Source organism: Methylobacillus methanolivorans, assembly GCF_054588515.1.
Window position 1 is genome coordinate 64671 of sequence record NZ_BAAILT010000002.1, and the last position, 12771, is coordinate 77441.

Consider the following 12771-nt stretch of genomic DNA (forward strand, 5'->3'; position numbering starts at 1 on the left):
TCCAAGAGCAAATAGACCCGTAGCTCAGCTGGTTAGAGCGCTGCCTTGACATGGCAGAGGTCGATGGTTCGAGTCCATTCGGGTCTACCAAATTCAAAAAAGCCACGCATATTGCGTGGCTTTTTTGCTTTTCCAGCCATCATGTTGGTTGCATGCAGCCAGTGGTTATAACCATGCCCGGATGTATATAACCAACCTCTCAGTGATTCATTCATAGTGTATTTTATTAAACATCATTAAAACATTGGGTTAGGTCATGTTTCCTTGGATGGCTTAACTTTTGCTGCACCCTCTCCAAGCTGGCTATAAAGCCGGTATTCATTAGAAAAAACAAGATGATGGATATGGAGAAGGAGAGTGTTTGTGGCAGCAAAAAGCAGATTGGGCAGAAGGTGCCTATGGGGATGGATTCATATATTTTGCATGCTGATCTTCGCCAGCGCGACTCCGGGAGCTGCTGCTGAAGCTTCTGATGTTGCAGATGAGGCGGAGGAGCGTATTCCTGAGCCTGTGATCAAGGTTGAGGAAATCGTTATCCGTGCTCCCCGGGTAAGAATTGTCAGTCCATTGCCTGGCGTCGGTATTGAGAGAGACCAGGCTGCTACCAATATCCAGAGTGCGACCGCAAAAGAGATCGCTGAGTCACGCGCCATCAATATCACCGAGTTCATGAATAACAACATGCAGTCGGTGAGTATCAACGACTATGCTGGCAATCCTTTCCAGCAAGACCTCAATTTTCGTGGCTTTACTGCTTCTCCCATGATTGGAACCCCCCAAGGCGTATCTGTCTATCTGGATGGCGTAAGGGTTAACGAGGCATTTGGCGATGTGGTGAATTGGGATTTGTTGCCTATGAATGCAATTGCCACCATGGATCTTTTGCCGGGATCCAATCCCTTGTTTGGGCTGAATACCTTGGGCGGTGCCTTGGCGATTCGCACCAAGACAGGCTTTAGTGATAACCATGCCAGGGGCGAGTTGATCAGCGGTGCATGGGGTAGGCAACAGGTGCAGGTTTCCAATGGCATTAACAATGGCATTATTGGCTTATTCACTGCCTATAACCATTTCGAGGAGGACGGCTGGCGGCGAAACTCACCCAGTAACCTGCGTCAGTTGTATAACAATGCCACGGTCAAATTACCTAAGGGCGAAATCAATCTGAGCGCATTAAATGTGAACACCGCTTTGACCGGCAACGGCATGCTGCCGTTTGAAATGGCAGAGACCAACCGCAAATGGGTATTCACTTCACCGGACGAATCCACCAACAAACTGGATCACTACAATTTGAATGGCAGATGGGATGTCTCTGACAACTTTACGATCTCTGGATTGGCTTACAAGCGGAAAATGAACCAGGCTGCGCTGAATGGTGATTTTTATGATGAATATCAGCAGCTGTTTAGCCGGACCAATATTGATTACATCAATGGCACATTCAATTTTTCCAACTTGAAACAAGATAGTTTTGGTTTTAGTGTGCAGGCGGCCTGGGATGTGGGGCGTCACCAGATAGTCTTTGGTGCAGGTTTAGATAAAAACAAGATCACCTTCAGTCAGCGTGAGATGTACGGTGAGATTAATGCCGAACACGAGGTTGTGCCGGTCAGGGATGAGGCCTTCTATCTAGAGGGCATGTATGCCGCTAAATATCCTGTGATTCGCAACAACCTCAATGGACACAGTACAACCAAGGGGCTGTTCTTTAGTGATACTTGGTCTCCTAAGGATAATGTCCATTTAACCTATGGTGCGCGCTTTAATTGGTCGCGCGTGGTGAACGATCTGATATCGGATCGTGGTAACTCCCTGTATCAATTTGAGTTCAATCCTCTGAACCCTGCCGGCAGTGGATTGCTCAATCCTGCTAGGCAGCGTTGCGCTTTACCTACTGATCCATTTGAAACCTTCGCCAGGTTTGTTTGCACGGATGGAGACTACAAATACCGTAGCTTCAATCCCTCTATCGGTATTGCCTGGGAAGTGGTCGAGAATTTCAGCTTTTACGGCAATATCAGTCGAGGGGCTCGCGTGCCTACTATTATCGAGCTTGGCTGCGCGCGTGACCATACTAAGGATAGTCAGCCAGCAAGCACCAATTATCAATATGGCTGTTCAATCCCGACCTCCTTATCTGCCGACCCCTATCTCAAGCAGGTGAGGTCTACCTCTTATGAGGCTGGACTGCGTGGCAATCACTTTGGCTTTAGCTGGAATGCTGGTGTGTTCAGGACGGAACTGAAAGATGACATCCTGTTTATGCCTTTAGGACGTAAGAATCGTGGCGTATTCGATAATTTTGGTGAAACCTTGCGCCAGGGGATTGAGCTTGGCATGAGTGGTGAGCTGGGGAAAAGTAAGTTACGTCTCAACTACACCTATTTGCTCGCCACGTTTGAATCGGCGGCCAATGCGATTAATCCCAATAACAGCAGCAACACCTCACCGACCACATTGCAGGCATACGTCAATATTGAACCGGGTGATTATCTGACCGGTATGCCAAGACATATTGTTCAGGCTAGCTGGAATTATCAGTTTTCTGCAAGGTTTGATGCCACGTTGAGCATGATCATGCATTCATATTCATTTGTGCGTGGCAATGAAAACAACGAGCACCAGCCAAGAGAGGCTTCGCATGCCTGTAACCCTTGTGGGGCGCAGCCTTATGACCGCGACCCTTACGACTACATCGGCAAGGGGACAATAGCGGGTTATGCGCTATTTAACCTGCGAGCTACCTATAAATTCAATGATGCCATCACGCTGTTCATGAAAGCAGACAATATTTTCAATAAAGACTATTCCACGGCAGGTGATCTGGGACGTAATCCTTTTGGCTCCAGTGGTGGTTTCAACCCAGACACGACGCAGTGGCAAAACACTACCTTCATCGGCCCTGGAGCTTCCCGCGCGATGTGGGTTGGTTTGTCATTCGACTTGAATTGGAAAAAAGGAAATGCGAGCCCTTCCCCCGGGCTGTGATGGTTGTTGTTGGTGGTTGCAGTTAACCGCCTTGGTTATTTTCAGCCGAAGATGAATGAGATAGAGCCAATGAAATGCAAAGGAAAAGTATGGAGTGCATTAGTCCATTAGGACTAATTCCTGAGAAAATTTGTCCGTTTTCCTGCGATTGTTCAATCTCATATGTAAATGATTTGTAAGTAATTTGTATCTTATTGTTAATTTTTACTGACGCTGTTACGGATGTTCTTGTTCCTGATGCTCATGATTCAGGCCTGGAAGTTGCAATGTATGTATCCGTGACGGTCAGTTTTTCATGACTGTCTCCGATGCAGTCCCGCTAATAGGGATTGTGTAAACCAATGAAAAGGAGATTGATGATGAATTTTAAGTCGATGGCAATCGCTGCCATGCTGGTTTCAGCATCATCGGCATATGCGGGTGACTTTGTGAACCTGCGCGATGATCTGGCGACACTAAGCGCCGCCAATGGAGGCTTGGTGGTCGGGGCAAACAACCCGCTGCGAGATAAGTTGTACCTCAATGCAACCAGTTATAGCTGGTTGAGTGGTTACAGTAGCAATCCTGCTCAACTGATTGCGACGTCTATTTCCTATACCGCCAATGCTGGGGCAGGCGTCCTGACACTGTTGGATTACCGTATCAATAGTGGTGTTGAGCTCCTGCCAGGCATCGCCCAGGCAACCATCTATGATTTTGTGTTCCGCGACAGCAGTGATAACTCTTTGGTATTCGGTACGCGTTATATCAATCAAGTCAACAATGGGCAGGAAATTAACTTCTTGTATCGCTATGGCTTTGAAGGCTTTGAGGCCTCATCCGCCTGGTTGTTCCTGTCAGATTTTGACTTGCGCATGTATGAAAGTGGCCGCACGGACGATCATTCTTTTGCCAGCAGTGTGGCTTTCGATGGTGATGCGATTCGTCAGAAGTCTGATATCAGCGTCAGTGAAGGTAACCCATACAGCGGTCTTTACCTAGTCAAGACGGATGCCACGGAATACACCCTGGGTAATAAGGCGATTGGTTACTACCAAGCTGGTGAAGAAGGCCAGGCGGTTGTCGGTGGCTTTATTGGCGGCTTCGTGCCAACAGTGGCGGCAGTGCCAGAACCATCCGAATATGCATTGATGATGATTGGCCTTGGCTTGCTTGGTTTTGTGGCAACACGTCGTAAAAAGCAGCACCTGGCTTGAAGCCAGCTTGCTTGGTGTCAACTGATGCTGAGCACTATGGAGAACAGCAATTAATCAAGAACGGAGTCATTGTCTGCGGATTAGGCAATGACTCAATTGAAGAGGGGATTTACAATATGCAACAAGTATTCAAACAAGCTATTGCCGGCGCAGCGCTGGCGGTCATCAGTGTCAGCAGCGCCTATGCTGGTGGTTTCGTCGATATCCTGAACACCGGTGCCCGTACGCCAGGTAGCGTCAATAACGTACTGACAGACCCATTCTTCCTCACAGGTGGTATTCCATCAAGCTGGACTCAGCAGGCCACCATGACTACCTCGGTGTATTCTCCCATCAACAACAGCATCAAGGTGGGTAACTTCATTGATACTGTCTGGATTGACGCGACTAGTAATCAATTGATTATCGGCAGCTATTTTCAGTTGTTGCCTAATTATCCTGCAGGCAATATCCATGGTGGCGGTGGCATTTCCGAAATCAACTCCATCGTGCGTACCGGTTTTGCTGAAGTGGATACTATTTCTGCAGCCTGGTATTTTGCTGAAGGTGTTTATAGTGGTGCGGAAGATGGCTACCGCCTGCGTGATCCATCTCGTTCCGGCTATGTCACTCCCTACAACGCAGCCAACGCTGCCGCGGGTGCCTATCTGGATCTGGATAAGGTGGCTATCCGTACCGATGTCAGCATCGGTGAAGATAACCCCAACTCCGGCATCTATTTCCTTAGCGTCGATGCATCTCAATACACCTATGAATTTGGCAGCAACGCTATTGGCATTATTCAGGGAGCTTCCAGTAGCGAAGGTGGCCGCGTATCGCAGCAGATGTGGATCAGTGGCTATCGCGTAGCTGCGATTGCAGCAGTGCCTGAGCCATCCGAATATGCACTGATGTTGATCGGCCTCGGCCTGATGGGCTTTGTTGCACGTCGTCGTAAAAATAACGACTTGTCATAAATCTATCTCAGTGCGGCAGTAGTATCGAATAAGTCGGCTTTATGCCGACTTATTTTTTAGTCCAAACAGACTACTCAAATGAGAATTTGTGTCGATTGCGGCTGAATTTTTGTATCATGGTCGAGTTTACTTCTATTGCTGGCAAATGCTTCCTATAAGGCTTGATCCCAATATCTGGAGCAGAGTTGCTCCATTCGCACTGTACATGCTGTTTATGGCGACAGTGGATATTGTTACGCCATATCTCCCATCTGGTCTCGATATACGTTGGCTTTATGGTGTCAAGGTTGGCTTGGTTGCCTTATTGCTTTGGTCTTTGCGTAGCTATTATATTGAGCTCTCTGGCATCGCTACATTGCGGTGGAGTGAGTGGTTGAGCGCAAGCCTGATTGGTGTGCTAGTATTTGTCGTCTGGATCAGCTTGGATGCGCCATGGATGCTGCTTGGCGACCAATCTGAAGGCTTTAATCCAGGTAATGGGCAATATGCCTGTCTGCTAATGGCGACAAGATTAATAGGGGCCGCACTAGTGGTGCCTCTCATGGAAGAATTGTTTTGGCGTTCCTTCTTGATGCGCTGGATTCACAATCAAAACTTCCTCAATGTCGCACCACAGCAGCTAGGATTGGTTGCCCTGCTTGTATCATCTGCATTATTTGCAATAGAACATACGGAATGGTTAGCTGGTTTGCTGGCTGGTCTGGCATATGGTTTGCTTTATATCCGTAGCGGAAAAATATGGATGCCGATCATCGCTCATGCGGTGACCAACGGCATATTGGGAGTTTGGGTCATTCACACTGGTAATTGGCATTACTGGTAATAATTGGGGAAACACTTCTTTGCGGTTATCTCAATCGATAAATCTAAAAAAAGCAGCCTTAGTTGCATCTCTGGGCATTGAATTCTTCGGCGTAACTTCTCATGCACATGCCCTGGAAGGGGATGTGATTCGGCCTTATGCCAGTGCGACTTATCTATATGATGACAATATGCGACGGTTTGCTAACAAAGAGCAAGCGTTGCTGAGTACCGGCAGTGAGAAGATGGCCGACACGATGCTGATGACTGAGGTCGGCATCATTCTGGATAAAACAATCAGTCAGCAGGTCTTTTTCTTTGATCTGGGGGTCAATCGTTCAAAGTTTGATAGAAACTCTGTCTTGGATAACGATGGTAGGGAGATCACTGGGCGGTGGAACTGGCATCTCGGCAATTTTTGGCAAGGCAATATTCAGGCATACCACAAAAAAGCATTGGTACCTTTCGCGGACTTTCGCGCGGTGGGTGGGATCGGATTGAATATCCGAACGGAAGACAGAAGGTCGGCGGATGCGATTTGGAAATTTCACCCCAGGTGGCAGACTCGGGTAGCGTTTGTGAATTATGAAGTGGAATATAGTGCGGATGCTCAAAAAGCTGCCAACCTGAATGAAAACTCTCAAGAGCTTGAGCTTGACTATATTGCACCTAGCACCAGTAAGGTGGGGGTGGTGTATCGACATGCGCGCGGAGATAGGCCTGTAGATCAGATTTTCTTTGGTATTCCTATTAATAATAATTATAGCCAGAATGAGTTGAAGCTTAATGTTGACTGGAGTACATCAGCAAAGTCGAAATTGCAGTTCTTGGGTGGTTTGGTTGAGCGAAAGCACGATGAAATACCTTCTCGTGATTTCAGGAAATTCAATGCTAGAACTAACTTCAATTGGGCGCCTACTGGTAAGACAAGCTTAAATCTTACTGCTTGGCGAGAAAATAATGCACAGGCTTTTGTGACGACCAGTTATACCCTGAATAAAGGGACATCTCTGTCAGCGAGCCTGTATGCCACGAGCAAGGTAACGTTGCAGGGCAGTATCCGTTATGAAAAGCGAGATTTCGAGGGGGATGATGTTTTTGGGCCACAACGTTCTGACAAGGATAAAACATTTGCTTTAGGGCTTGTGTATAAGCCAACTTTGTCTCTGGTGCTCAATGCGGCGGTTGTGCACAGTACGCGAGAGTCAACTTCTCAGATGTTTGAATATGATTCGAATAGTCTGTCCTTGACCGGTCAATACGAGTTTTGATGGTGCCTAAATGACCGTTAACGATATCCCCCTAGTTGCCTTTTTCAAGCAACTCCTAGATCCCCTGATTATTCTGGGGTCGCTATATGGCTTCACATTGATGTATGGCGAGCCTTTCAATGGCTATTATCTGATTCTGGCCTTATTGGCCTATTTTGTTTCCTCCAATGTTTACGAGCGCCTGGATCTCTATCGAACCTGGCGTAGCGGCAAGGTACTGAGCTATATCAGGGATATCCTCTTTGGCTGGGCCATTGTTGTCGCGGTGCTGGTGTTCATTGGCTATGCCGCTGATCTATCCAGCCAGTATATGGACGAAATGATCTATGCCTGGTTTGCTACTGTGCCCATTCTGTTCATCATTGCTCATCTGACCATTCGCAAGATAGCCTCTGATCTGCACAAGAATGGGGAAGTGCGCTCTGTCGTGATTGTGGGGGCTAATGATATAGGTGTCCGCTTAGTGAACCGCATCAACGATGATCCTTACCTTTTCATGGAAGTCAAAGGCTTGTTTGATGACCGTGAAGTGGCACGCCATCCCAAAGGGATGCGCAATGTTCCGCTATTGGGCTCTATGGGGGAAATCGCACCTTATGTACGTGCCAACAACACGCAAATTATTTTCATCAGCCTGCCGATGTCTGCCCAGCCTCGCATCAGGCAACTATTCGAAGAGTTGCAAGACACAACAGCCTCTATCTATTTCGTCCCCGATATTTACATTTTTGATCTGGTGCAGGCCCGCTTTGACGATGTCGCCGGTGTGCCGGTGGTGGCTATCCTCGAAACGCCTTTCACCGGTTTTAATAGTTTAATCAAACGGACTAGTGACATTATTCTTGCCTCGCTTATCCTACTCATGCTGTCTCCTGTCATGCTCGTGATAGCCTTGGCAGTCAAGCTGACATCCAAAGGGCCTGTCATATTCAAGCAACGTCGATATGGGCTTAATGGCGAAGAGATTCTGGTTTACAAGTTCCGCTCCATGACCGTAATGGAAGATGGTGCCAAGGTGGTGCAGGCGCAAAAGCGCGATCAGCGCTTGACCAAGATAGGGGGCTTCCTGCGCAAAAACTCGCTGGATGAGCTGCCTCAGTTTTTAAATGTCTTGCAAGGGCAAATGAGTATTGTCGGGCCAAGGCCACATGCTATTGCCCACAATGAGCAATATCGCAAGCTGATTCGAGGCTACATGCTGCGGCACAAGGTCAAGCCAGGCATCACCGGCTGGGCCCAGGTCAATGGCTTGCGGGGGGAAACAGACACCCTGGACAAGATGGAAGCACGGATCGAATACGATCTGGATTATTTGCGCCACTGGTCACTGGCATTTGATTTGTGGATCGTCGTCAGGACAGTGTTGGTGGTGTTTAAAAAGGATAATGCCTATTAATGGCGCAGTGTGATTTTGCAGAATTTTGAGGAGATTTAAAGTTGAATACCCAATATGGAGTTGCAATGAAACAATGGTCTAAGCTCACAAGCTGTGCATTGATCGCTTTGGCAATAGGCGCAGGTTTATCTGGTTGTGGCGACAAGTCGCACGACAGCAAGGCCAGCCAGTCATTGGTGAGCGTCAATGGCAAGGAGATCACCGTTCACCAGCTCAATGAAGAGCTGGCACGTGCAAACGTACAGCCAGCCCAGAAAGATCAAGCCTCCAAGCAAATTCTCAATGCCCTGGTCGATCGCCAATTGCTGGAGCAAGCCGCCCTCAAGGCCAAGGTAGATCGTGACCCCAACGTGATGCAAGCCATCGAACGTGCAAAATCACAAATTATTGCCCAAGCTTATTTGCAAGGTAAGGTTGCCAATATTAGTAAACCAGAAACAGCAGAAATCGAGAACTTCTATAAGCAAAACCCAGCACTATTTGCAGAGCGCAAGCTGGTTGAGATGGAGCAGTTGTTGGTTGATTCACGCCATATTAATGATGAGTTCAAGTCTTCACTTAGCAATTTCAAAACCTTGCAAGAAGTGGCGACATGGTTGGATTCCAAAGGTATTCAGTATGACCGTGGTGAAGTTGCGCGTAGTGTGGCGGAGTTGCCACCGCAAATTTCTGAGCGTTTAAAAGATGCAAGGAAAGGTCAGTTATTTGTGATCGGTATGGGGCCAAGAACCATGCTCGTTTTAATGGATAGTGTGAGAGAAAGCCCAGTATCATTAACGGACGCTATTCCGCAAATTGAACAAACGTTACTCAACAAGAAACGCAAAGATGTTGGTGATGCCGAGCTTGCGAAACTTAGGAGCGAGGCAAAGATTGAGTATTTTGATAAAAATATGATGAGTGTTGAGGCAAGTAAGCCTCATGTGGGTGAGGGGGTAGAAAAAGGCAACGCAGCGACTGCTAGTGATGACATTGCTCGTGGTGTGAGTGGCCTTAAATAATTTTAACTAACTCATTGAAATTGGATAGCTATGAATAAGTTCATTAAAGTTTTACTGGTAGTTCAGTTCCTATTCTTGTCTTGTATTGCAAGTGCGGCGAAAAATGATACTGTGCTCGGCCCCGGCGATATTTTGAAAATATCGGTCTTTGAGCAGCCAGATCTTGCTCTGGAAGTGCGCGTCAGTGAGTCAGGAACCATTACTTATCCTTTGATTGGAGAGGTTTCTGTTGGCGGTGAGACGCCCGCGGTGGCAGAGAGGAAAATTGCTAGCATGCTGGAGGCTGGCGGTTTCCTGAGAAATCCTCATGTCAGCATTATTGTTTCCCAATTGCAGAGCTTGCAGGTATCCGTGCTGGGACAGGTACTTCGCCCAGGTAGATATCCGCTGGAAGGTCAGCGCACTCTTGCAGATGTTCTTGCTCTGGCCAGTGGGGTTAGCCCCGAAGGTGGCGATCTTATTACCCTGATACGTACAGTGGATGGGAAAACAACTCGCGAAGTCATAGATCTAGCAGAAATGATGCGTAGTGGAGACATTACTCACAATATGAATATTGTGGGTGGTGATATCGTCTATGTGGATCGTGCACAAAAATTTTATATCTATGGTGAAGTCCAAAGGCCTAGTCAATATCGACTTGAACACAATATGACCGTGATTCAGGCACTTGCGGTTGGAGGTGGTCTGACACTTCGAGGTACTGAGCGCGGTGTGAAAATTAAACGTCTTGATAAAGATGGCGTGACACATGTGCTGAAGGTTAAGCATGATGATCTAGTTCAACCCAATGATGTGATTTACGTGCAAGAAAGTCTGTTCTAAGACATAAATCGAAAGTCAAAGGCAATAAATTATGAATTTATCTCAGATACTCTTGATCCTTAAGGCACGATATAAAATTGTGCTGCTGACATTGATTGTCACAGTTGTGGTGACAACGTTGGTTAGTATTCTGCTACCTAAGAATTACACTGCAAGTACGACGGTGATCGTGAATTACAAGGGTGTAGATCCAGTGACGGGTGTTGCACTGCCTGCACAGTTAATGCCAGGTTATATGGCCACTCAGGTTGATATTATTTCAAGTAAAAATGTAGCCTTGAAAGTCATTAAAACCCTTGGTCTTGCAGAGAGTGAAGGTGTTAAGCAGAGTTTTCAAAGTGCGACAGAAGGTCAAGGCAATATTCAGGACTGGTTGTCAGAGCTGCTGCTAAAAAATCTAGATGTTAGCCCATCTAAAACTAGCAGTATTATTGATATAGCTTTCAAAGGCTCCAATCCTCAGTTTGCCGCTGCAATATCCAATGCATTTGCTGAAGCGTACATTAATACCAATATTCAACTTAAAGTAGAGCCTTCACAAAAAGCTGCCAAATACTTCACTGCGCAAGTGAAAGATTTGCGTGATGATTTGGAAAAGGCTCAAGAGCGCTTGTCAAAATATCAGCAAGAAAAAGGTATTATCAGTGTTGATGAGCGTTTGGATGTTGAGCGTGCTCGACTGAATGATCTTTCATCTCAATTAGTACTTGCTCAAGCACAAAGCATGGAAGCACAATCTAGGCAGCGAAATGCGGCTGGTAGTGGTGCTTATGACTCACCAGATATTGCTTCTAATCCGTTGATTCAGGGGTTGAAAACAGAAATTGCGCGTGCTGAATCTAGATTTGCTGATATCTCTCAAAAATATGAACGTAACCACCCAATGTATCAAGGCTCCAAGGCTGAGATTGAGAATTTGAAGGGAGAGTTAAATCGTCAAATTCAAGTGGTGTCAAGCAGTGTTGCCACTAACTCTAAAATTCTGAAACAGCGCGAAAATGAAATTCGTGCTGCATTAGAGTCTCAGCGTGCAAAAGTGCTTGAGTTAAATCGTGATAGAGATGCTTTGGCTGTGCTCACAAGGGAAATTGAAAATGCTCAGCATGCATATGATGTGACGACTCAACGCTTTACACAAAGTAATATTGAAGGTCAGTCAAACCAATCTGACGTTGCGATTCTGAACCCGGCTACTGCACCTTCACAGCCATCTAGCCCCAAAATCATGCTAAATATCATCTTATCGATATTTGTTGGGTTATTACTGGGTGTGGGCTTCGGTGTCTTAGCGGAAATGCTGGATCGTAAAGTGCGATCTTCAGAAGATATAGTTGATCTATTGGAGGTTCCTCTCTTGGGCGTATTGCCAAAAGATAGAAGCAGAAAGCTCTTGGGAATTAAAAAGGTCAATCCACTTAGAATTGCGAATTGAGAATATTGATGACTAGCGAAAATCCATTAAACGTTTCCACTCAGGATTCTGCAATTAGCCCATTTTCTGAATTTAATATAGGTAGCTTGTTACTCAGAATGGGTAAAATTACCCCAGCTGATGCCGAACGAGTCATGCGTTTGCATAAAGAGCAAGGTGTTAGGTTTGGTGAAGCGGCTCGCAGTTTAGGCTTAATTACCGAAAGGGATATACAGGAAGTTCTTGCTCGACAGTTTGATTATCCTTATTTGAATCCAGCGGAAGATGGTATTTCTTCGAGCTTGATCTCTGCATATCAACCTTTCAGTGCTAAGGCAGAGTCTTTCAGGGCATTACGTAGTCAGCTAATTTTTAATTGGTTTGCCAAAAATCGTAAAGCTTTGGCTATTACTGGGGTTGATGCTGGTGTTGGAGCTAGCTACCTTGTGGCTAATCTAGCGGTTGTATTTTCGCAGTTGGGCGAGAGTACCTTATTAATCGATGCAAATCTTCGGCATCCTAGTCAGCATGATTTGTTTGGTATCAAAGATAATCGCGGTCTTTCTGATGTTCTTGCGGGTAGAGCTGGCGTTGATGTAGTACGTAAAATTTCAGCTTTTGAAAATCTGTCAGTATTGCCTGCAGGTACCCTACCGCCTAACCCATTGGAATTGGTAAGTAAGGCGAACTTCAGAACTCTGCTCAGTCAGCTTGCTGAGACCTACGACATCATTCTGGTTGACACTCCGGCATTTTCGGACAGCACAGATGCGCAAGCCATTGCTTCAGCCGTTGGCGGTGCTGCTATGGTCGTACGTAAAAATGTGACCAGAGTGAATGCAACTGCTGTTGCCATTGACCAACTGCAAAAAAATGGTACCCCGATTGTTGGGACTGTACTTTCGGAATTCTAGCTTCGGTCA

Annotated in this window: 10 protein-coding genes and 1 tRNA gene; all 11 read left to right on the plus strand. The window is 46.5% G+C overall.

Annotation, left to right across the window (positions count from 1 at the left end):
* Positions 1 to 13: 13 nt before the first annotated feature.
* Positions 14 to 90: transfer RNA gene (locus LG202_RS01615), tRNA-Val, on the plus strand.
* Positions 91 to 423: 333 nt separating this feature from the next.
* Entirely contained in the window at positions 424 to 2991 is a 2568-nt protein-coding gene (locus LG202_RS01620) for a TonB-dependent receptor (protein WP_230346685.1), read from the plus strand.
* A 356-nt stretch (positions 2992 to 3347) separates the two neighbouring features.
* Positions 3348 to 4187 (plus strand): PEP-CTERM sorting domain-containing protein, encoded by an 840-nt coding sequence (locus tag LG202_RS01625; RefSeq protein ID WP_230346686.1) that lies wholly within the window; start codon positions 3348 to 3350, stop codon positions 4185 to 4187.
* Between the two features lie 116 nt (positions 4188 to 4303).
* Entirely contained in the window at positions 4304 to 5143 is an 840-nt protein-coding gene (locus LG202_RS01630) for a PEP-CTERM sorting domain-containing protein (protein ID WP_230346687.1), read from the plus strand.
* Positions 5144 to 5288: 145 nt separating this feature from the next.
* Positions 5289 to 5966: a CAAX prenyl protease-related protein gene (locus LG202_RS01635; RefSeq protein ID WP_268867551.1), complete on the plus strand. Its 678-nt coding sequence runs from the start codon at positions 5289 to 5291 to the stop codon at positions 5964 to 5966.
* A 19-nt stretch (positions 5967 to 5985) separates the two neighbouring features.
* The gene (gene epsL / locus LG202_RS01640) at positions 5986 to 7215 is read left to right on the plus strand and encodes an XrtB/PEP-CTERM-associated polysaccharide biosynthesis outer membrane protein EpsL (RefSeq protein ID WP_230346689.1); all 1230 of its coding nucleotides are present in this window, start codon (positions 5986 to 5988) and stop codon (positions 7213 to 7215) included.
* A gap of 10 nt (positions 7216 to 7225) precedes the next feature.
* Positions 7226 to 8611 (plus strand): undecaprenyl-phosphate glucose phosphotransferase, encoded by a 1386-nt coding sequence (locus tag LG202_RS01645; protein ID WP_230346690.1) that lies wholly within the window; start codon positions 7226 to 7228, stop codon positions 8609 to 8611.
* Between the two features lie 65 nt (positions 8612 to 8676).
* On the plus strand, positions 8677 to 9612 hold the full coding sequence (locus tag LG202_RS01650) for an EpsD family peptidyl-prolyl cis-trans isomerase (protein WP_230346691.1): 936 nt from the start codon (positions 8677 to 8679) through the stop codon (positions 9610 to 9612).
* Between the two features lie 30 nt (positions 9613 to 9642).
* Positions 9643 to 10437, plus strand: a complete 795-nt coding sequence (gene epsE / locus LG202_RS01655; RefSeq protein ID WP_230346692.1) for a polysaccharide export protein EpsE — start codon at positions 9643 to 9645, stop codon at positions 10435 to 10437.
* Positions 10438 to 10468: 31 nt separating this feature from the next.
* Positions 10469 to 11869 (plus strand): chain length determinant protein EpsF, encoded by a 1401-nt coding sequence (epsF, locus tag LG202_RS01660; RefSeq protein WP_230346693.1) that lies wholly within the window; start codon positions 10469 to 10471, stop codon positions 11867 to 11869.
* 8 nt (positions 11870 to 11877) lie between these two features.
* Positions 11878 to 12762 (plus strand): chain length determinant protein tyrosine kinase EpsG, encoded by an 885-nt coding sequence (gene epsG, locus LG202_RS01665; protein WP_230346694.1) that lies wholly within the window; start codon positions 11878 to 11880, stop codon positions 12760 to 12762.
* The last annotated feature ends 9 nt before the right edge of the window (positions 12763 to 12771 follow it).